This is a genomic window from Shewanella sp. SM74 (assembly GCF_025653725.1).
GTDB lineage: Bacteria > Pseudomonadota > Gammaproteobacteria > Enterobacterales > Shewanellaceae > Shewanella > Shewanella oncorhynchi.
Window position 1 is genome coordinate 93,363 of sequence record NZ_JAKKRZ010000012.1, and the last position, 21,037, is coordinate 114,399.

Here is a 21,037-nt window from a genome sequence, read left to right on the forward strand (position 1 = left end):
CGTTAATTCAGTCGTAAATACTGACGGTGATTATCGCATTTTGAGATCTGCCCACCGAAATCTCAAAAACACCTTTAGGGCCGGTCTCCGGACTTAGGCTATGTTAATCCATTAAAGTTAGATTAACGCGAGACTGACCTTTCACATTCTGACTTTCGGGTTCACTCTTGAACACACCAATCAAACGCGGTCGTCTCTCACCTTTTACCGTTGCGGGGGCAGTGCCAGAATTTCACTGGCTTCCCGATTATCTCACGACGCTATCATCGCAAGCACCACAGAAGGTTGACTCAAAATTAGGTTCAAAGGGCGTACAACCTGTTAACGCCCAACAAGGCTCAGGGCATATCAGACCTGAGCGCGCGCATTATAGACGTCTATACGGATGAAAGTCCATTAATCTCAGATTAGCGAGAAAACTCACATGAGCTAGAAAACGCCATCCCAGTTTTTTGCCGCAGGTTTTGGTCTATCTTTGCTCAAAATCGCCTGACGCTGCTCAGGGGTTTCACATTGGGCAACGGGGGTAAAATCCAGCGGTTTAATCACTAACGAGTCAGCAGGTTGCACTGGCGACTTGTCGAACATGGGCAAATTCATCGACCAAGAGACCAGCTCCCCCTTTTCGCTGATGCCAACATAACCGTCATCTGCGCCATCTAACCAAGTGAGTCGCGGAATACGTGCCATTAACTTTTCCACATTATCACGGTTGGCGCGATAACCAACAGGCACCACTTTGCCATCGGGACGCGTAAACACAAAGGAGGCAGGCCCTCGAGTAATGACGCTGCCTTCCTGCCAATATTTATCAAGAATGTCTTGGGCATAGTGAAACCCAAACATATGAGCGTAATCAGTATCGTCGGCCACAATTTGCGGCACGGCCTTATCCCGCAGTAATAAAAAGCCTGAGCCGATGCTGATAATCTCTTTTACCCCTGTGATATCGGTTTTTTTAATCCAATCGACACCACAGTTAATCCCATCGCCCCAAAAATGCGCATCCCCCGTAGGACTTAAAATCGCAAAGGCACAATTGTTTGCCGTCATACTCGCCACATCCTTTAAAGCACTGCGGATCGAGTAAGCATCACTGCGCCAACCCCAACTCACCACAGTGCCGTCCTTTTTCAAGGCGGCATAGGTGTGTTGAAAATATTCGATCTTCGCTACATCCGTAAGCTGCGGGAGTAACTTTTTCATATTGGTCGACTCTTCAACCTGCCCCCAAATCACAGCACTGCCCTCTTTTTTGAGGGCGACAAAACTGCGTCCTCTGGCAAAGATATCGACAACATCAACTAATTGATCCTGCACATGTAAGCTATTGCCGCCGTAGGGGCCATAACCCCAAGTATGCACCTTGCCATTGGCATCAAGGGCGGCAATGGCCTCTTGATTGGCGAACAACTTGGTAATATTGGTCATGCGGTTTTGCAGGGCTTTGTCGAGGCTATATTTCCCCGCATTGCCCCAGTACATCACAGTGCCATCTTGACGTAGCGCGGCAAACCCGTCCTTAACTGGGACGATTTGCTTCACTTGCTTAAGCTGCTCCGTCACCTCCCGGCTATCACCGCCAGCATAACTGTCACCCCAAGTGATCACCTCACCGGATTGTGTTAACGCCGCAAAGGCCGAACTGTTGGTGACCACAGTCTCGACTGCGGGTAAATCACAGGGAATATGGCGATACTGTGGACTCGGATTTTCCTTAAGTTGGATGAGTTTACCGTTATCGAACTGCAGCAATGACTCGTTATTGCTTTCAATAATGGCCATAGGTTGAGGATCGCTACAGCCAGAGATCTGCATGGCAACCATGCCCGCGAGTAAAGCCTTAGGCCAAGTAATTCGATGAGTGAGCATTACTTATTTCCTTGTATTTGCTTGGATATGTCATTCAATGTTGTGCAGCGGACAGAGCGAGAATGGATTTACCTAACATCGCCTAGTGTCAAAAATGGGCAGAATTCTAGCAGCTTGTTGATAAAAAGACGAAAATGCTCACAGTTTACTCTGCAAGTCCCCTCCTCAGGCTAGCGCCTAACTGATGGCATGCTATTCTAAGCCCCCATCACCGCTGTTTAAAGGAGTAACAGTATGACTCGCCCTATTATTCTGGATTGCGATCCCGGCCATGACGACGCTATTGCGCTCATTTTAGCTCTCGCCCATCCAGAGCTGGTTCCACTGGCCGTCACCACCAGCGCCGGTAACCAAACGCCGGATAAAACGCTCAATAATGCCCTGCGGATCTTAACCTTATTAAATCGCAGTGATATTCCTGTCGCTGGCGGTGCAGTCAAGCCATTAGCTCGCGAATTAATCATTGCCGACAATGTCCATGGTGAAACCGGACTCGACGGCCCTGCATTGCCAGAGCCCAGCTTTGCGCCACAAACACTCAATGCCGTAGAACTGATGGCCAAGAAAATTCGCCAAAGCGATAAGCCTGTGACACTCGTCCCCACAGGACCACTCACCAATATCGCGCTTTTGCTCGCCAGCCACCACGAATTACACGCCAAGATCGAACGCATAGTGCTAATGGGCGGCGCAGCCGGTGTCGGCAATTGGACGCCTGCCGCCGAGTTTAATATTTTTGTCGACCCTGAAGCCGCCGATATTGTCTTTAAATCCGGTATTCCCATTACTATGTGTGGGCTCGATGTAACCCATCAAGCGCAGATTATGGACGAAGATATCGAACGTATTCGCGCGATTCAAAATCCAATTGCTCAGTGCGTCGCCGAATTATTGGATTTCTTTATGATTTACCACAGAGATCCTAAATGGGGCTTTATTGGTGCGCCATTGCACGACCCCTGCACTATCGCTTGGTTGCTTAAACCTGAACTGTTTGAAGCACAAGATTGTTGGGTCGGGATTGAAAGCCAAAGTGAGTTAACCTTAGGCATGACAGTGGTCGATCGCTATCAGCTCACAGGTAAAGCCGCCAATGCGACTGTGCTGTTTGGGATCGATAGGCAAGGCTTTGTCGATTTACTGGTAGACAGTTTACGTATCTATGATGCAACTTATCTCAATCGCAGATAAAAATGACAGTGAGTCTTCTATGAGCCAGATACTCGTTATCGGCAGTGCAAATGCCGACCATGTGATGAAATTTGAGTACCTGCCCGCTGCAGGGCAAACCTTAATGAGCCGAGATTATCGCCTCGAACAGGGCGGCAAAGGGGCCAATCAAGCCGTCGCCTGCGCGCGCTTAGCCAAATCAGGTTCACGCACTGATTTTATCTGTCATCTCGGCCAAGACAGTATCGGCGATAATATGCGTCAAAGCTGGATGAAAGATGGCATCAGTACGGAAGGGATCCGCCAAATAGCCGGACTGAGCACTGGCACTGCCATGATTTTTATCGGTGATAACGGTGAGAATACGATTGGCGTTGCCGCAGGTGCTAACGCCAGCCTTTCACCCGATGACTTAGAAGCTCATTACGCCCTATTTGCTAATGCTGAGTACTTATTAACACAATTAGAAACGCCCGCTGCCACAGTGGCAAAGGCGCTGCAAATAGCCAAGAATCTTGGCGTGACAACGGTGCTAAATCCCGCTCCAGCGACGGCACTTGGCCAAGATGTACTCAAGTGGGTAGATATTATTACCCCCAATGAAACCGAAGCAGAAGCCTTAACGGGAGTTGAGATCAACCATCTTGATGATGCACACATGGCAGCGCAACTTCTCCACCAGCAGGGAGTAAAGATTGTAGTCATTACCTTAGGTAGCCGTGGCGCATTTATCAGCAGCCCAGGTTTTAATGGGCTAATACCTGCGTTTGAAGTGCAGGCCATAGACACTGTCGCCGCAGGAGATACCTTCAATGGTGCCTTAGTTGTGGGCTTAAGCGAGGGCATGTCGATTGCTGCAGCCGTTGGATTTGCCAATGCAGCCAGTGCCATTACTGTCACTCGCCCTGGTGCGCAACGTGCGATTCCCTATCGACAGGAGCTTTCGTACTAAAAACGTAAGACGTTCTGAAGTAGACGCCCTGCGTTAGAATCTACAAATAATCAATTGTAAATCAAACATATAAATAAAAACCTCTGAGTACTTAGTTCACTCCAGCTAAGTACTCACCTATGTTTCCGCTAACAATTTTGCCGCCAATAACGATGCAAACTTTCAACCGAAAGTTGCATATACATAATTTACACGCTGATTTCATTCCCATTTAATGAAGATTGCTTATGCTGGCAGGTGCAAGTCCGAGTCAAAACGGCTCGGCTACCCTTGTTCAAATAAGGAAGTACCAGATGAAAGCAAAAAGCACAGCTTTACGTAACGTGACCAGCACTAGCCTAATCGGCCTAGGATTATTATTCGCTAGCCAAGCGAGTGCCAACGAATGTGAACTGAAAATTGCCGCCACTGATGCAATGCAATTTGACACTAAAGAGCTGTCTGTACCTGCAAGCTGTAAAGAAGTGACCTTAACCTTAACCCACTCAGGCACTTTGCCAAAAGCAGCCATGGGCCATAACTGGGTATTAACTAAGGCAGCCGATATGTCAGCCGTAGCGACCGAAGGTATGAGCGCCGGTCCTGATGCAGCCTATGTCAAAGCCGGTGATACGCGCGTTATCGCACACACAGATTTAGTGGGCGGTGGCGAATCAACGTCTATCACCTTTAGCACTGCCGGTATGAGCGCCACCGAAGCCTACCAATTCTTCTGCAGCTTCCCAGGTCACTGGGCGATTATGCAAGGCAGTTTCAAGTTAAAAGCTTAAGGTGAATGGCTTAGCCTAACGTTAAGTGATAAAAACAAAAAAGCGGATCTTAGGATCCGCTTTTACATTTCAGCCATTGCATTTAGCCGCACTAATTCATCATGGTCTTGGTTGGATGACTAATGGCGCAAAGCTCGTCATCGCATTACCGTTAGCGCCGTTCAAGTTAGGATATTCAACCCCTTCCTGTAAAGTGTAATACACGTCGACAAAGTCATCGTCATTGGTGAACCAAGCATCCGGCATCACACTTAAAATACCATTGGTAATTTGCGGGATCAGCGCATAACCCTGAGCTTCAGGATCGGGGATCGACTTTAAGATCTGCTCCGCCGCTTCCAACAGCTTAGTGGCCAACACTTTATAGTTAGTACCATCGTCATGCTCCATTAAGATCATGTCCGCAGCAGCCCAACGATAACGCTCCCAATGTATGATGATTTGATTCGGATAATAGGTCGTATCCGCATAATCTAAATAGGGCATTTCGACGATATCGAGCACAGGCTCTTCACGGCTTGGATCAACCCCAGTCACTATGCCGTAAATTTCGGCACGACCAGAAATCCACGGCTCATGGTCATCCTTCAAGGATATTTGTTTGATCACTGTGGTTGAAATCGGCTTATCTGCCACCGCCTGTGTTTGCGCACGGCTCAGTAGCGCGCCCTCTTTTTTCGCTGACTGCGCCTCGGCAAATGTCGCCCGCATCACCTCTAAGCCAGCCACAAAGGCTTTTTTGCTATCGATACCGACCACAAACACTGGCTGCTGCGGCAGGTTATACACGTCTAATTGATGCACTTGCCCATGAATATCAAAGGCTTCAATATAATCCCACTGACTCTCGTCACCATCGGGCTCATAGGCAAATAAAGGAGACTCACCTTGCTGCCATGGGGTTAACATGGTTTCATCCGCCAGACGCACTTGCACCAGAGAATCTGCTTTGGCACTTAAGCCCTTCACTCGGCGAATCGACGCATCGGCTTTGGTGATCACATTATCATTGAGCCTATGCTGAGACAGAATGTCATCGGCATTCACTGCTAACTGATACTGGTTTATTTCAGTCTGTAAGATAGGCGCAAGCTGCGCATATTGATGGCTTAAATCTAACGCCAATGCCCGCTTTGTATTGGTTAACTGAGCTTGTGCATCCAAAGTCGAATCCTTTAGCGACGCTTGTAGTAAGCGTAACGCCTCTCCATCTAAGGCTTGGCCATAACTCAGGGTTGCCGAAGCCGACAAACACAGCAATAAACTGGATTGAAGTAGTTTCATAGGAGTTCCCTTACCTTAATAAAGTTAAACGTGCGTTCGAATTTCCTTACATATGAGCACAGAGCAGCATCTAAGTAAATCAAATGATAATAGTTATCGTTAATTATTAATGGTATAGGGTACGTAATCCCGGCTAAATGCGATAAAAACAAGCTAATGACAGCATCAACAGATCAGTCCAGCCGAACAGAGTGTATGAAGATAAACGAGGAAATAGGATGAAATGAATTGATATGCACAGTTTCGCGAGCGACAAAAACACAAAAGGCAGATCTTAAGATCTGCCTTTTGCTGTTCATCGCCAGAGTGACGTTTCAGAACGCGTTATGCGCGCCCTAACAGTCACACTGGCTTGATAAGACAAGGTTAAACGAATGAGTGTTACTCTTCGTCGAAATCATCTTCATCAAGATCTTCGGCATCAGTAGCCGCTTCAGCCGCTAATGCTGCGGCTAATTTTGCTTTAGCTTGTTTCTCTGAACGACGTTTATTGCGCTCAGTTAACGTGCCTAAAAACACTTGTAATTCAGTTAAGCCCCAAGCTTGCGCTTCGGCTTCAGTCGCAAAGCCATCGTGGCTCTTAGACACAACTGTTTTAGTTGATGTCATGCGACGAGTGATTTCAGTTTTCCAACCGTTGTCGCCCTGTGTCACGCGAAAATCGTATTTTTTGCCCTTGCTCATTCTGCTCTATTTCCTAAATGATGCTTGTCACGTTTGTCTTATCAAGCGAACCAAACGCTCATCATAAAACAAAAGGAGCGCAGTGTACTTGATTTCGGCCCAGAAAGATCGCCCAGATGAAAATATTCATGCCAGTTTCATCGACTCGCTCAGTGGAGTCAATACTCACATCTAAAGCAACACTGTGCATATATCCCGACCGTCCTCTGTCTAAGGCAGTTTATTGTAAGCTAGCGTGCCTTAGATAATAGTCGTGCAAACGGTATATATTCTTGTTTATGTCATACAAATAGGCTTTTTCAGTCACATTAACACTTTAGAGTTTCTGATTAATATTAATAATTTACATCATTACTCATAGGTAAATCTGATGAAACTACGCCCTATTTCGTCGCTCTCACTCGGCCTGTTAATTGCCACGAGCGCTTTATTAGCCGGTTGCAATAATGACGATGATAACGCCGCAGTCACGCCACCCACCAGCAAACCTGTTCCTGCTCAAGTGGGAGAAAGACCCTTATTCCTCGTTCGTCAAATGCAAGACAGCACACTTAAAACCCACTTAGAACAATGCACCACTGACAGTTTTTATCGCAGCGAATTTTCCATAGGTCACCGTGGCGCGCCAATGAAATTCCCTGAGCATACAAAGGAATCCTACCAAGCGGCTATCGATTCAGGCGCAGGCATAGTCGAGTGTGATGTCACCTTCACCGCCGATAAAGCTTTAGTTTGCCGCCACTCACAGTGCGATCTTGCCAGCACGACCAACATTTTAGCCATACCCGAACTTGCCAATAAATGTTCGAGCCCATTCACTCCAGCCGATGCAGCCAATGGCGTCAGCGCATCGGCGACCTGTTGCACCAGCGATATCACCCTCGCCGAATTTAAAACCCTCAAGGGTAAAATGGAAGGCAACAATCCAAAAGCGACCACTGCGGCCGAATTCATCAATGGTACCCCAAGCTGGCGCACCGATCTTTATGCTGGCAATGGCACCTTGATGACCCACGCTGAAAGTATTGATATGTTTAAAAAAGCCGGTGTGAAGATGACGCCAGAGCTAAAAGCGGCGAGCGTATCTATGCCCTTCGATGGTTTTACTCAGCAGGATTACGCGCAAAAAATGTTGGATGAATACACTGCGGCGGGCGTCGATGCTTCGCAAGTATTCCCTCAATCATTTATCTTAGATGACATCAAATATTGGGTCGCCAACGCACCTGAATTTGCGAAGCAAGCCGTGTTTCTCGATGACAGATACGATTATAACAGCGCCTTTGATCCGCAGAACTCTGCCACTTGGTCACCATCAATGGCGGATTTAAAGACCCAAGGCGTCGAAATTATTGCGCCGCCACTCTGGGTATTAGTCGCCTTAGATGCGGATAAGAAAATCATTCCTTCGGAATACGCTAAGGCCGCCAAAGGCGCAGGACTTAAGATCATCACTTGGTCGCTGGAGCGATCTGGTTTATTAAAAAATGGCGGCGGCTTTTACTATCAAAGCATTACCGAAGCGATAGATAACGAAGGTGATACCTTTGAATTACTTGATGTACTGGCGAAAGATGTTGGCGTGATTGGAGTGTTCTCCGACTGGCCCGCCACAGTGACTTACTATGCTAACTGTATGGATTTATAAGTTTTAAAATAGAAAAAACGCGTTAACGATTCATCGTTAACGCGTTTTTTTATTGCGAAAATAGTCTTTATCTCGCCGCAAGCAAGCTATTTAAACAGGTGCTGGATATTCTTTAAATCGCCCTTACCTTCGGCAATTTCTTCAGGCGTTAACCCTGTGACTTCGTGCGGGAAAACTAACCAGTCTTCAGAGGCATGAATGTAATAGTCGGGTTTTAAAGGCACTGCGGTATTTTTTGGCTTGTAATAAGGGCAAGCGATACGGATATCGGTTGGCATATTTAGGCGCATCAGTTGGCTGAGTTTTTCTTTTAATGCATGAATACTACGGCCAGAGTCAAACACGTCATCCACAATCAACAAACCGTCACTCGCGTTCGCATTTTCAACGATGTAATGCAGACCATGCACTTTGATTTCTTTGCTTTGTTTGTCGGTGCCAATCCCATAATAAGAAGAGGTACGCACGGCAATGTGATCGGTTTCAACTTGTTTAAAATCGAAAAACTCCTGTACCGCGATCCCGATTGGAGCACCGCCACGCCAAATACCCACGATAAATTGCGGACGAAAGCCACTCTCATACACTTGCGAAGCTAATAAAAATGAATCTTCCAGCAATTGCTGCGCGGTAACAAAATACTTTTCTGACATGACACAGTCCCCATCACATTGATTTTATTCTTAGGTCGTTAAAGCTTATGACCCCTGTAAGGTCTGTTCGGCGGGTAAAGGTTCCCAAAACACTAGAACAGCTTTGCCTTAGCAAGTGTAGGCAGCCGCCGAATTTTGGGAGCGAATTTTATACCAAAAAAATGCGATGTGCTGCAGTAATAGTAAGAACTTGCGTGACAACAGACATTTATTTTGCCTTTTAAAGCCAAAAGCAACAAAAAGGCCACCCTAAGGTGGCCGATAAACAAGCGAACAATACCGCATTAAACGATAGGCGTAATCACATGCTCACCTACTTTTGTCTTAGCGCTATAACCACGGGCCGTTGCGACTTGGAAATCCTTCGACAAAATGGTATCCACATAATGCCAGTCGCTGCGCACCTCATCAGCGGTGAAAGTGAGCGTCATAAAGCCTCGGTCTTTTAAGTTAGCGTACTTAAGATCTGGCACTAACTCGACGATCGCCGCCTCGGTCGCGGGGATCTGTTCCGCTGGCAGATTCAAGTAATATTCAAGGCCTGGCGATGATACTGAGCTAGTCGCAAACTCAACACCCACAGTATCGCCTTGCACGTCTTTAAGCTCGTTTGCCCATGCATTATGGGTGTCACCCGCGATCACAACTAGGTTAAGATTTTTCGATTTAGCCGTACCTAAAATCACTTCACGCTCATAGGCATAACCATCCCAAGCATCTAAGTTGTACGGGATTGCAGGTAATTGCAGCAGTCCGATAACTTCTGGCGTGAGTAAGGCTTGATTGGCTTGAAGATATTGCAGCTCTTGAGCAGTCAGCGTGGGATCATTTGCCGCCGCACGGGCCGCTAACTTAGCTAAAGCCCCTAACATGGCAAATTGGGGAATGCTCATCTGCTGAGTGGCAATCGCCGCCGGCAATGACATCTTACCCATTAATACCTGCTGTCCAAGTACTTGCCACTTGCCTGTCGACTGTAGCAATGTGCCCTGTAGCCATAATAATTGCGTCAACCCCAGCATAGTGCGAGTGGTCGAAGTGACATCGGCAAGGAAACGCTCTCCCGCAAACGAGCCCGTGGTAGGATCCATATAATCGGCATAATCGAGCTGTTTATCACGGGCTAATACGCGAGTATCCAGCATATGCAGATCGACGAGATTGCCGTAACTGAAGCTGCGGTAAATCTCTTCATGGTTCCCTTCACGCCATGGGCGAATCGGCAACCACTCGAAATAAGCTTGTAGTGCCGCTTCTTTACGAACGGCAAAATCCCCTTCGCCTTCGTTGTGATTCTCGGCACTATCACGCCAAGTATCATTGGCCACTTCATGATCATCCCACACTGTAATAAAAGGCACTTTCGCGTGTAACTTTTGCAGACTCGCATCGGTATGGTACTGACCATGGCGAGTGCGGTAATCGCTCAACGTCAGCAACTCATTGGCCGGTAACACTTCACGGCCCAATTCGGCAGCATGCTCACTGGCATAACCACCGCGGGCATATTCATAGATGTAATCGCCTAAATGCACCACAGCATCTAAATCATCCTGCGCCGCCGCTAACTCATAGACGTTAAAATAACCGGCAGGAAAGTTAGCACAAGACATCACGGCTAATTTGACTGAGCTAACATCACCCTCAGGCAGAGTGCGGGTTTTACCCACAACAGAGGTTTTATCACCCGTCATAAAGCGATAAAAGTAGGTTTGCCCGGCACGTAAACCACGGGCATCAATCTTAACCGTGTAGTCACGGCTCGCATTAGTGACAGTCTCACCTGTGGTCACTAATTGACTAAAGGCCGCATCACTTGCCACTTGCCAACTCACTTTTACATCGCCCTCAGACTCAGGCGTGACACGAGTCCAGAGGATCACGGCATCGACTGCCGGATCGCCACTGGCAATCCCATGTAAAAATTGCGCGGGTACAGAATTATCATCATTACTATCACTACAGCCCATCAAGCCGTAAGAGATCACAGCAACACCAACACCTTTGGCCGACATAGCCAAAAAATCACGACGAGTTACGGTACGATTCATTATTATTATTCCTTGTTAGATAAGGCTTCACTGGTATGAGGTCTAATAAGACCACGATTGTGAGATATCACTGTTACATATTTGTGACATCTTTGTCAGCCTTTTATGATATCTATCAATTCAAACACTTATACTGGATAGCGTACTTTATTTGTGCAGGACTGGCGTAGCTTACAGAGAAGCTGCTAACATCGGTGCAGGCTAACGCAGCGTGTGAAATGCACGCCAGAGAATGGCAAGAAAAGGAATTTATACAATGAAAGTCAGCGATATTATGAGTGATCAAGTCATCTGCATCAGCGATGGCGCCAGCTTGAAAGATGCCCACCATCTGATGCAAACCCGTGGCGTACGCCACTTACCCGTGATTTCTGAAATTGATGGCACCCTCGTTGGCGTACTCACCCATAAAAAGATGATCGCCAGCGTGATGACTATGTTGAACAAGTACGGCCAAGGCGCGCTCGAGCGCAAGGAACGATACACGCCGATCACAACTGTGATGGATAAAGACTATCAGCATCTCACCGCCGACGAGCCCTTAACTGTGGTGGTTGAATATTTTATCGAGAACAAACTTGGTTGCCTGCCCGTCGTCGATGTCGATAAAAAGGTACTCGGTATCGTCACTTCATCGGACTTTATTAAGCTGTGCCGTACCCTGCTGCAAGAGCAAGCGTAACGTTTTACGCTCCTTTTCTTCTATGTCAGCCTTTTACTACGTAAAGGCTGACGCTGTCTTTTTTATAAACTGTGTTTTCTATAAAAAGAAAGGATTCCCTTGGCTAAATTACTCTCACAAGAACAATTTATTCGCGCCTATGAATGCGCAGAATTTGGCTGTTTTGCCAATCAACAACAACTCGCCAAATTACTCGCCGATCCCGATTACGACTTTTTACATCAAGACAGTACCTACTTTGGCAAAGCGGCGACACAAATCACCTGTATCAGTGACTTACAAAGTATGGAGGAATTGCATTTTGTCGCGGCCAACTTGAATTGGGATAACGATGATCCCGACATGGTCAGGGCGATTATCGAACATCCACTCTGCGACGCAGGTACCGCCTTATTACTCTACTGGTACGGACAAGGCTTTTATTACTCCACGCCGGAGACGCTCGACACGCCTTTTGGACAGCTATTCAAAACCATAACCGATAGATTTGTTGCGCGCGGCTATGCCAGTTATAAAATCCATTTTGACCCGCTTAAAGAATGTTTTATGCCCTCATTAGAAGACGTTCTTACTAGAGGATGCCAAATTCCAGGGGCTATTTTTGCCCCCTACAGCACTATGGAAATCGAAACCTATGAAGGGCATCCAAGGTATCTACAATTTAAAAATGAACTACTGAAATCGGGCAAATGGGGCAACCAATAAGTGCTGACCTTTTGTTATCAGCGCGGTTTAAGCTAGGGTTACTGGCGGAATACGCGTAAAACGCTGCCAGCGACCCGAGCGCCAACGCTGCACCATAATCAATCCACGCACCCATTCATCTGCCGCGACGGCAAGCCAAGCAGCCAACACGCCATAACCTAAATGCAAGCCAAAGAACCAAGCAAAAAATACCCCAATACCCCACATACTAAAGAGGCCTACCCGCACAGGGAACGCCACATCACCCGCGCCTTTTAAGGCCGAAATAATCACCAGATTAAACACCCGCCCCGTTTCGAGCGCGATTGAACCTGCCAGTAATAACGCCGTCAGTTGGATGACTTCTTCGTTCTCACTCAACCAGCCGACAATAACGAATCGCTGCCAATAGAAGACTAATACTATGGTCAGTGAAGCCACAAAGCCCACCAAACAGTAACGCTGCACCCGAGTAGTGATTTCATCGAACCATTGTTTACCCACATAGTATCCGGTCTGAATTTGCGTCGCCTGCCCGAGTGCTACCGCAAAACAATAGATAAAACGGCTAATATTCAAGCCATAAGTGTAGGCCGTGAGCGATAAAGTGCCCATCTGGCTGATAAAGTAGATGATGGTCATCTGAGCCACATTGTAAGACAGCATCTCGCCAGCATTGAGCAGGCCAATACGCATCACACTCCAATAAGTGCTGCGCGGTAAAAGCTTAAGTCGTTGCAGTGGCAGCGGAATTTGCTTATGCCGGATCACCATCAGCATGATACACGCACCGATGATCTGGCTGGTCACTGTCGATATCGCCACCCCTGTTACCCCATAAACAGGTAAACCAAAGGGTGAATACAGGGCAATATAATTACCGATCACGTTCATTAAGCCAGTGCTCGAGGTGACTAACATGGCCGAGCGGGTAAAACCGTAACTACGCAAAATAGCGGCGAAGGCAATGTTCATCACTAGCCCTATGCTCAAGCTGCCGCAAATCACTAAATAGTCATATCCAAAACCAGCCACATCGTGCTCAAGCGCAAATAAGCCGATAATACCCTTAGCACCAAAGAACATAGATGCGCCCATGACCAAGGCTAATACCAAACTCAATACGACACTCGCCACCCCGATATCAACAGCCTGCTGCGGTTGGCCTGCCCCATTGCTTTGGCTAATCAAAATACTCGCGCCCGTACTCACCATCATGGACATGACCATCATGAAGAACATCAGCTGAGTCGTGAGTCCCACCGCGGCAACCGCATTATCGGAATAATGGCTCAGCATAAAGATATCGCTGATCCCAAGCAGAGATTGCAACAAGGTCTCGATAAAAATCGGCCACGTCAGGGCAACTATGCCCATGCGCTGTTGCAATGTTTTGGGTGCTTTTGCCACGAAAGATTCCTGCAAATAGAGAACGAATAACGAGTGTGATCGCTGGCTCAATGTGTCGCTCAAACTGCATCTTGGCAACCTATATTTTAGCCAAGAGACTGAAACCCACTTTCACAAATAGACATCAAAGTGCTATCTAACGCACAATCAGGCGGACATTTAAGCGCATTAAGCCTGACAGTCAATTAAGTTGGTAATTTTCTTACAAGATACCCTACAACTCAATCTGTAATAGTGAAAAAGATGCCGACTGCAACCGTATTCATTACTAAGTTAATACCAAAGTTAATTTCCGCAATCATGATAGAGCTCATGGCTGAGTGTGAATCTAGGCTACCAATTCAATTAAGCTGCCGATAAACTCAGCCCATTGCAGAACAGCCGAGCGCACTAAAAATTGAGGGAGTATTAAATGAGCCAACTCTATTTAGAAGAGGGAATTAAACAATTGGTTAGCGAGTTTATCGCGGCGGGTTGCCCATCGGTGCGAGAGCAAACCATTGAGCAACGTAGGCAAGGTTATATCGCCAGCACTGTACTCGCAGGTGAGCCTGAAGAGGTGTTCGAGGTTAGATCTATTTCCATCGATGGCGCAGAATTAACTCTGTTCAAACCCTCGGCGGCAAACAATTTACCTATCGTCATTTACTACCATGGTGGCTGTTTTGTCAGTGGCGGCGTTGAAACCCATAATCAACAACTGCGAAAACTCGCCAATGATTCTGGCGCACTGGTGATCGCCGTTCGCTATCGCCTCGCCCCAGAACATGTTTATCCCGATGCCCACGACGATGCCTGCCATGCAGCAGAAGTCATCTATCAACATTGCCACCAATGGGGCGGTGATAGCACCAATATCACCCTAATGGGCGACAGCGCTGGCGGCCATTTAGCCCTAGTCACTTGCCTGCGTTTAAAAGCCAAAGGGCAATGGTTGCCACACAAACAAGTGCTTATCTATCCTATGCTCGATGCCACCGCGAAGAGCCAAAGCTATAGCGACAATGGCGAGAAATACATCATCACCCGCGATACCTTGCTAACAGGTTTCGATCTGTATTTAGATTGGCACCCCAGAACCGATGCAGAAGCCAGTCCACTACGCCGTGATGACTTAGCAGGCTTACCAGAAACCCATATCATCACCGCCGAATTCGATCCACTCGTCGATGAAGGTGAACAGCTATTTAGGAATCTATTAGAGGCTGGCGTAAATGCCCACTGCCGTCGTTATCTTGGCGTCATCCATGGTTTCTTCCAACTCTCGGGCGTGAGCCGTTCCGCTCGGGATGCCATGGTGCAGGTGACCAATATAGTGAAGACAGCCTAACGTCATACTTGATGATTAATTCATAAAAAAGGCTTTCTATCTAGATAGAAAGCCTTTTTAACCGTTTGATATTCAGATTTAAACGGTTTTCTTTCGATACGCTAAGAACAACAAGACTATACCTACGGCTAAAAACGGTAAGCTCAGAAGTTGTCCCGCACTTAAGAAAGTTTCAGAGTAAGCCGCTTGGCTAACTTTAATCGACTCAATCGCAATTCGCGCACTAAACACCGACACCAGAAACAGGCCGAAAATAGCCCCATGTCTTTGTTTAATCTGCGTGTATTGATACAAAGCATACAGACCAATAAAGATAGCTAAATAAGCGAAAGCCTCATAGAGCTGTGCTGGATGTCTTGGCAACATGTCGACACGGGCAAATATAATGCCCCAAGGTTGAGTCGTAGGATCGCCTAAAATTTCTGAGTTGGCGAAGTTTGCCATACGCACAAAAAAGCCAAAAATGGCGGTGGCGATCGCGAGTCTGTCCAACAAAAACAGGAAGGGTAGCTTCACTTTACGTTGGTAATAATACAAGGCCAGAATCGCGCCTAAACCACCACCGTGGCTGGCAAGTCCGCCTTCCCAAATCGCCAAGATCTTAAGCGGATGAGCAAAGTAATAAGTCGGATCGTAGAACATACAATGGGCCAAACGCGCACCCACAATAATGCCAACCACACAATAAATCAGTAAATTATCAAGGGACTCAAGATCGAGATTTTCCTTGATATAAATCCGCTTCATCACCTGAAAACCAGCAATAATAGCAACAGCAAACAGGACTCCATACCAATGTATTTTTAGTCCCATAAACGAGATTAATACAGGATCGAGCTCCCACACTAAGTGTTCCAAATTCAATTACTCCATAACACTTGGTACATAGAGGTACGCCAAAAAGCATGTTTTACGTGGTTAAACGCCAATAGACAAGCCTTGTCGTGGGGATATCTTACTATTAAGTCAAATTTAATGACTCAGAGCGACCTTGGTTTAGCCGAATGATGCAATGTCAACCAAGTTACCATTTAACAAATCAACTAGCTAAATTTAACTGACTTTGGCGCTTCCCTAACGGCTCAGACGTTGGATGATGTCACTATGCTGTGGATATTGGGCTAACAAAGTTTGTTGGCTAAACAGCTCAAAATCATCAAAGGTAAAACCGGGCGATACCATACAGCCCACTAATGAAAAACCATCTTGATTCATGGCTGAACCAAAGATACAGCCCTTAGGGACTAAAAACTGTGGCCGCTCGCCCGCAGCTAAATTAAGCCCTAATTGCGCCGTCGTTAGCACCCCATCAGGATCAATCATGTAAATCGTCAGCGATTGCCCCGCATGGAAATACCACATTTCATCAGCTGTCAGACGATGGAAATGGGAAACCTCTCCCGTACGCAGCAAAAAATAGATACTGCTCCATAATGCCCGAGTCTGATCAAATGCCGTTTCTGAACGATAGGATGAGCGGTAATAACCGCCTTCAACATGCTGCTCTAGCGCTAAATGTTCAATAAAATCATCTGCAGTATGCATTATAAATCCCTGTGTAAAATTAAAACCACAATTAAGGCCCTAGATTCTACTCGAAAATCATCTGTCCACTAAGCACTGCAATGAAGCTTTTTGAACATAAGCACAAACGCTAAAGTTCAAGACATCACGACTGACTCGATACGATCGCAGGGCTTAGGTTTTAAGCCTCAACAGGGATACAACTCTGCGCCATCGAACGCTCTGATGCCTTGGTAAAATCGCGACGACAAATAAATTGTACGGCATATTGTTATGGTTTGTTGTTACCCACAAAAGCGGCTAAATTGTAATGAGTTCGCAGGATGCATTCGCGGCTAAAGCGCCAAAGAGTAGTTTATCTATGATAACTTGGACACGCGGACTTAAGGTTGGGTGATTTTCCACAGGGATTTTAATCGATGATCAAAATAGAAGAAATGGCTTTAGTCCTTGATGCACTTCCTGATCCTACTTTTGTTCTGTCAAAAAGTGGTAAATACATTGCCGTCTTCGGTGGTAAAGATGACCGTTATTACCACGATGGTAGTGGCCTAATCGGCTTGTATCTTAGCGATGTGTTAAAGGCTGACAAACTCAATTACTTTTTACAGGTTATCGAAAGTGCATTAACCAGCCGAAAATTACTGATCGAAGAATATGAATTGAGCAATAAAGATGTCAAAGGCTTACCCGATATAGGCCCTGAACAACCCATTTGGTTTGAGGGACGCATTCAAGCACTAGACTTTCTGGTTGATGATGAGCCAGTGGTGCTTTGGGTCGCCAGTAATATTTCCAAGCGGCATGAGCTTGAACTGCAACTACGTCAGCTCAGCGATACCGATCAGCTGACAGGGCTGTATAACCGTCGCCGCTTAGAACGTGATTTAACCTTCCAATTCGATATATTTCAGCGCCACCGTATTCCCACCTCAATCTTGATCCTCGATTTAGACCACTTAAAGTCCATCAATGATCAGTTGGGTCACTATGCAGGCGATCAAATCATCATCGCAGTTGCCGAAACCTGCCGAACTCAATTTAGAAAAACCGATAGCGCGTATCGTTTTGGTGGCGATGAATTTGTGATTGCCCTACCTGGGGTAGAGCATTCGCAAGCGGTTGAATTTGCAGAATACCTCTGCGATTGCTTTTACACTGAACTGCAAAAATATGCGGTCAATGGCTTGTTTGCCACCGTAAGCATTGGAGTCGCCTCTATCGAACCATTGGATAAGTCCTATGAAGAAACGCTTAAGCGGGCCGATGCCGCCTTGTATCAAGCTAAACGTAACGGCAAAAATCGAGTTATATCAAATACAGCCTGAGTGGACTGAACATTTCAAACCACACATAGCAATAACAAGCGTCCTTAATAAGTGATAGCCACAAGTGCTCATAAGAAGCGCGAATCAAAAGAGCAACAAACAAAAAAGCGAACCAAAAGGTTCGCTTTTAAACACATTAAGCTAATGCCAAATAACAGAATTAATTCAGGTCTTTCGCAGCTTTACGGGCTTGATGCAACTTCTTATAGCTTTCAATCAATCTTAAATGCGGCTCAATGCCTTCGAGCTGCATGCTGGTCTTAGTTAAGCCATAAAAACGCACTTTTCCTGTGACTGAGCCAACGACGTTGTCCATCACTTCTTTACCGAACATACGGTTGAAGTTATGGATAAAATCATCAAGTTCTAACTCTTCATCTAAGGTCACTTCCAGCACAGCATTCATGGCTTGGTAGAACAGGCCACGTTTAACGGTATTGTCGTTAAACTGTAGGAACTCACCGACCAGCTCAATCGCGTCTTCGTGTGCACCGAGTGCCAAATAAATCAGGATCTTAAGCTCAATAATCGTCAGTTTTCCCCACACAGTATTTTCATCGAATACAATGCCGATTAAGGTGCGAATATCCGTGTAGTTATCGAGTTGGCTTTCTTCTAAACGGTTGACCAAATTAGCCAATTGCTTAGTGCTTAACGAATGCAGATTTAAGATATCTTCACGGTACGCCAGTGCCTTGTTGGTGTTATCCCAAATCAAGTCATCAACTGGATAAATCTCCGAATAATCAGGAACTAAAATACGGCACGCCGATGCGCCTAAATCGGTAAACTCGGCGATATACACCTCTTTACCTAACGCTTCTAAGATCCCAAACAGGCCGCTGGCTTCTTCTTCGCTGGTGCCAGAAAAATCCCATTCGCAGAATTCATAATCAAATTTACTGCTAAAGAAGCGCCATGAAATCACTCCTGTTGAATCAATAAAGTGCTCAACAAAGTTTTCAGGCTCGCTGACCGCCATGCTGTTAAAGGTCGGTTTTGGCACATCGTTTAAACCTTCGAAACTACGGCCTTGCAGCAATTCAGTTAGGCTGCGCTCTAACGCCACTTCAAAGCTTGGGTGCGCGCCAAAGGAAGCGAATACTCCGCCAGTTTTCGGGTTCATCAGGGTGACGCACATCACTGGGAACTGGCCGCCGAGTGAGGCATCTTTGACCACAACCGGGAAACCTTGCTCTTCTAAGCCGTTAATGCCCGCGAGGATGCTTGGGTACTTTTCTAGTACAGACATAGGCACATCGGGCAGGACAATTTCTTGCTCAATAATTTGGCGTTTTACAGCGCGCTCAAAAATCTCTGACAAGCACTGCACATGGGCTTCTTGCAGGTTATTACCCGCACTCATGCCATTGCTTAAGAACAAGTTTTCAATCAGGTTCGACGGGAAGTAAACCGTTTCACCGTCAGATTTACGAGTATAAGGAATCGCACAAATGCCGCGCTTAACATTACCCGAATTAGTATCAATCAAGTGCGAGCCGCACAGCTCGTCATCTGGGTTATAAATCTCTAAGCAATAGTCATCGAGAATACCCGCTGGCAGCGCATCGTCTTCTTCTAACGCAAACCACTTTTCATTGGGATAATGCACAAATTCGCTATTGGCGATTTCAGTCCCAAAGAATTGATCATTATAGAAAAAGTTGTTATTCAGACGCTCAATAAACTCGCCGAGTGCCGAGCACAGCGCGCTTTCTTTGGTCGCGCCTTTACCATTTGTGAAACACATTGGCGAAGCGGCGTCACGAATGTGCAGTGACCACACGTTCGGCACTATGTTACGCCATGATGAGATCTCTATCTTCATTCCAAGATCGGCGAGCATGCCCGTCATATTGGCAATGGTTTGCTCCAGCGGCAGATCTTTCCCCAGAATAAAGGTGCTCGATGCCCCACTAGGCTGACCCATCAACATGGCATTGGCGTCTGAATCTAGGTTCTCAACGGTTTCAATTTTAAATTCTGGGCCAGTTTGCACCACTTTTTTAACCGTACAACGGTCAATCGAGCGCAAAATACCTTCGCGATCTTTCTCCGAAATATCTTCGGGTAACTCAACTTGAATTTGGAAAATCTGGTTGTAGCGATCTTCTGGATCGACAATATTGTTCTGCGACAGTCTAATGTTATCCGTTGGAATATCACGGGCTTTGCAATATACCTTCACGAAATAGGCCGCACACAGGGCTGACGACGCTAAGAAATAGTCAAACGGACTAGGGGCTGAACCATCCCCTTTGTAGCGGATTGGCTGATCGGCGGTCACGGTAAAATCATCAAACTTGGCTTCAAGTCTAAGATTGTCGAGAAAATTAACTTTGATTTCCATTGAATATGATTTCCACTAAATATGCGAGTCTGTAGCAGCCCATCGACCAAGTCGCGTCATTGGTAATGAGTCATTAAGGGGGAATTATCGGTGTTTTTGGCCCATTAGTCTTGGGTTAATTATGTTAAAAACCATAATCAGGCCATTTGCGGCTGAGCTTGGTGGGTTGAATAGCAGGGTTAAGCGAGTACTTAGATTGAGTATCAAGAAGGCGAGGAAACCAATGAGTCGCAGAGTAACACTCTGTGCAAAAACACATTATGGATGTTTTTCAGTTTCGCGCTTAACCGACAGAAAGGTTAAATACATCTTAGTCGGTAATGACAAGGCCATGCCAAAGGCGACACACATAGCGCTGATAATAATCCCTTGCACGCCCATCGCCTCAACGGTTTCATTAAAGTTATGCAGATAAATACCCAGCGCAATAAGACAAATACCCACACTAATGCAGATTTTCAACGTTAGGATCAACTTTTCATTCGTCACAACCCTGCCCTTACTGTTCGCCACTATCTACACCAGGCTGCACCAGCTCTAGCTAATTTTGCATCAATTTTAGCTAATATAGTGAACTCATTGGGCCCATATAGTGTTGATAAAGATCAAAAGAAAGGCCTAGATTCACAGCATAGTTAACAATTT

At 46.3% G+C, this 21,037-nt stretch carries 18 protein-coding genes and 1 riboswitch; of the genes, 8 read left to right on the forward strand and 10 right to left on the reverse strand.

Going from position 1 to position 21,037, the window contains the following annotated elements; all coding sequences use genetic code 11:
* Positions 1–60: 60 nt before the first annotated feature.
* Positions 61–295, reverse strand: a riboswitch (cobalamin riboswitch).
* Positions 296–429: 134 nt separating this feature from the next.
* Entirely contained in the window at positions 430–1,872 is a 1,443-nt protein-coding gene (locus tag L5M49_RS13770) for a hypothetical protein (protein ID WP_263266276.1), read from the reverse strand.
* A gap of 234 nt (positions 1,873–2,106) precedes the next feature.
* Here L5M49_RS13770 and rihA point away from each other — a divergent pair, with 234 nt between their 5' ends.
* From rihA to azu, 3 genes are all read left to right on the forward strand, one after another.
* Positions 2,107–3,063 carry a pyrimidine-specific ribonucleoside hydrolase RihA gene (rihA, locus tag L5M49_RS13775; protein WP_263266277.1) on the forward strand — a complete coding sequence of 319 codons (957 nt, stop codon included), beginning with the start codon at positions 2,107–2,109 and terminating at the stop codon, positions 3,061–3,063.
* Between the two features lie 19 nt (positions 3,064–3,082).
* The gene (gene rbsK, locus L5M49_RS13780) at positions 3,083–3,994 is read left to right on the forward strand and encodes a ribokinase (protein WP_263266278.1); all 912 of its coding nucleotides are present in this window, start codon (positions 3,083–3,085) and stop codon (positions 3,992–3,994) included.
* A 293-nt stretch (positions 3,995–4,287) separates the two neighbouring features.
* Positions 4,288–4,764 (forward strand): azurin, encoded by a 477-nt coding sequence (gene azu / locus L5M49_RS13785; protein ID WP_028759449.1) that lies wholly within the window; start codon positions 4,288–4,290, stop codon positions 4,762–4,764.
* Between the two features lie 99 nt (positions 4,765–4,863).
* Here the strand turns inward: azu and L5M49_RS13790 are convergent, their stop codons facing one another.
* Positions 4,864–6,048, reverse strand: a complete 1,185-nt coding sequence (locus L5M49_RS13790; protein ID WP_219250401.1) for a DUF3103 domain-containing protein — start codon at positions 6,046–6,048, stop codon at positions 4,864–4,866.
* Positions 6,049–6,429: 381 nt separating this feature from the next.
* The gene (locus L5M49_RS13795; protein ID WP_105250177.1) at positions 6,430–6,732 is read right to left on the reverse strand and encodes a DUF3622 domain-containing protein; all 303 of its coding nucleotides are present in this window, start codon (positions 6,730–6,732) and stop codon (positions 6,430–6,432) included.
* Between the two features lie 370 nt (positions 6,733–7,102).
* Here L5M49_RS13795 and L5M49_RS13800 point away from each other — a divergent pair, with 370 nt between their 5' ends.
* Positions 7,103–8,380 (forward strand): glycerophosphodiester phosphodiesterase family protein, encoded by a 1,278-nt coding sequence (locus tag L5M49_RS13800; protein WP_263266279.1) that lies wholly within the window; start codon positions 7,103–7,105, stop codon positions 8,378–8,380.
* An 86-nt stretch (positions 8,381–8,466) separates the two neighbouring features.
* On the opposite strand, the gene L5M49_RS13805 is transcribed toward L5M49_RS13800, so the two are convergent.
* Positions 8,467–9,033 (reverse strand): phosphoribosyltransferase, encoded by a 567-nt coding sequence (locus tag L5M49_RS13805; RefSeq protein ID WP_028759331.1) that lies wholly within the window; start codon positions 9,031–9,033, stop codon positions 8,467–8,469.
* Positions 9,034–9,317: 284 nt separating this feature from the next.
* Positions 9,318–11,084, reverse strand: coding sequence for an alkaline phosphatase D family protein (locus L5M49_RS13810; RefSeq protein ID WP_219253918.1), 1,767 nt, complete (start codon positions 11,082–11,084; stop codon positions 9,318–9,320).
* A 256-nt stretch (positions 11,085–11,340) separates the two neighbouring features.
* Between L5M49_RS13810 and L5M49_RS13815 the strand changes: the two genes are divergently transcribed.
* Together L5M49_RS13815 and L5M49_RS13820 are read left to right on the forward strand one after the other, a co-directional pair.
* On the forward strand, positions 11,341–11,766 hold the full coding sequence (locus tag L5M49_RS13815) for an HPP family protein (RefSeq protein ID WP_263161466.1): 426 nt from the start codon (positions 11,341–11,343) through the stop codon (positions 11,764–11,766).
* Positions 11,767–11,865: 99 nt separating this feature from the next.
* Entirely contained in the window at positions 11,866–12,471 is a 606-nt protein-coding gene (locus tag L5M49_RS13820; protein ID WP_263161463.1) for a DUF4274 domain-containing protein, read from the forward strand.
* Between the two features lie 27 nt (positions 12,472–12,498).
* On the opposite strand, the gene L5M49_RS13825 is transcribed toward L5M49_RS13820, so the two are convergent.
* Positions 12,499–13,860: an MATE family efflux transporter gene (locus tag L5M49_RS13825; protein ID WP_263161462.1), complete on the reverse strand. Its 1,362-nt coding sequence runs from the start codon at positions 13,858–13,860 to the stop codon at positions 12,499–12,501.
* A gap of 412 nt (positions 13,861–14,272) precedes the next feature.
* Here L5M49_RS13825 and L5M49_RS13830 point away from each other — a divergent pair, with 412 nt between their 5' ends.
* The gene (locus tag L5M49_RS13830) at positions 14,273–15,190 is read left to right on the forward strand and encodes an alpha/beta hydrolase (protein WP_263266280.1); all 918 of its coding nucleotides are present in this window, start codon (positions 14,273–14,275) and stop codon (positions 15,188–15,190) included.
* A 78-nt stretch (positions 15,191–15,268) separates the two neighbouring features.
* Here L5M49_RS13830 and lgt read toward each other — a convergent pair whose 3' ends face one another.
* Positions 15,269–16,048 (reverse strand): prolipoprotein diacylglyceryl transferase, encoded by a 780-nt coding sequence (gene lgt / locus L5M49_RS13835; protein WP_212599703.1) that lies wholly within the window; start codon positions 16,046–16,048, stop codon positions 15,269–15,271.
* 216 nt (positions 16,049–16,264) lie between these two features.
* Positions 16,265–16,735 carry a cupin domain-containing protein gene (locus tag L5M49_RS13840; RefSeq protein ID WP_173242850.1) on the reverse strand — a complete coding sequence of 157 codons (471 nt, stop codon included), beginning with the start codon at positions 16,733–16,735 and terminating at the stop codon, positions 16,265–16,267.
* Positions 16,736–17,133: 398 nt separating this feature from the next.
* On the opposite strand from L5M49_RS13840, the gene L5M49_RS13845 reads away from it, so the two are divergent.
* On the forward strand, positions 17,134–18,042 hold the full coding sequence (locus L5M49_RS13845; RefSeq protein ID WP_131523762.1) for a GGDEF domain-containing protein: 909 nt from the start codon (positions 17,134–17,136) through the stop codon (positions 18,040–18,042).
* Positions 18,043–18,202: 160 nt separating this feature from the next.
* On the opposite strand, the gene L5M49_RS13850 is transcribed toward L5M49_RS13845, so the two are convergent.
* Both L5M49_RS13850 and L5M49_RS13855 read right to left on the reverse strand, forming a co-directional pair.
* Positions 18,203–20,392 (reverse strand): OsmC domain/YcaO domain-containing protein, encoded by a 2,190-nt coding sequence (locus L5M49_RS13850; protein WP_263266281.1) that lies wholly within the window; start codon positions 20,390–20,392, stop codon positions 18,203–18,205.
* A 258-nt stretch (positions 20,393–20,650) separates the two neighbouring features.
* Positions 20,651–20,881: a hypothetical protein gene (locus L5M49_RS13855; protein WP_263266309.1), complete on the reverse strand. Its 231-nt coding sequence runs from the start codon at positions 20,879–20,881 to the stop codon at positions 20,651–20,653.
* Positions 20,882–21,037 lie beyond the last annotated feature (156 nt).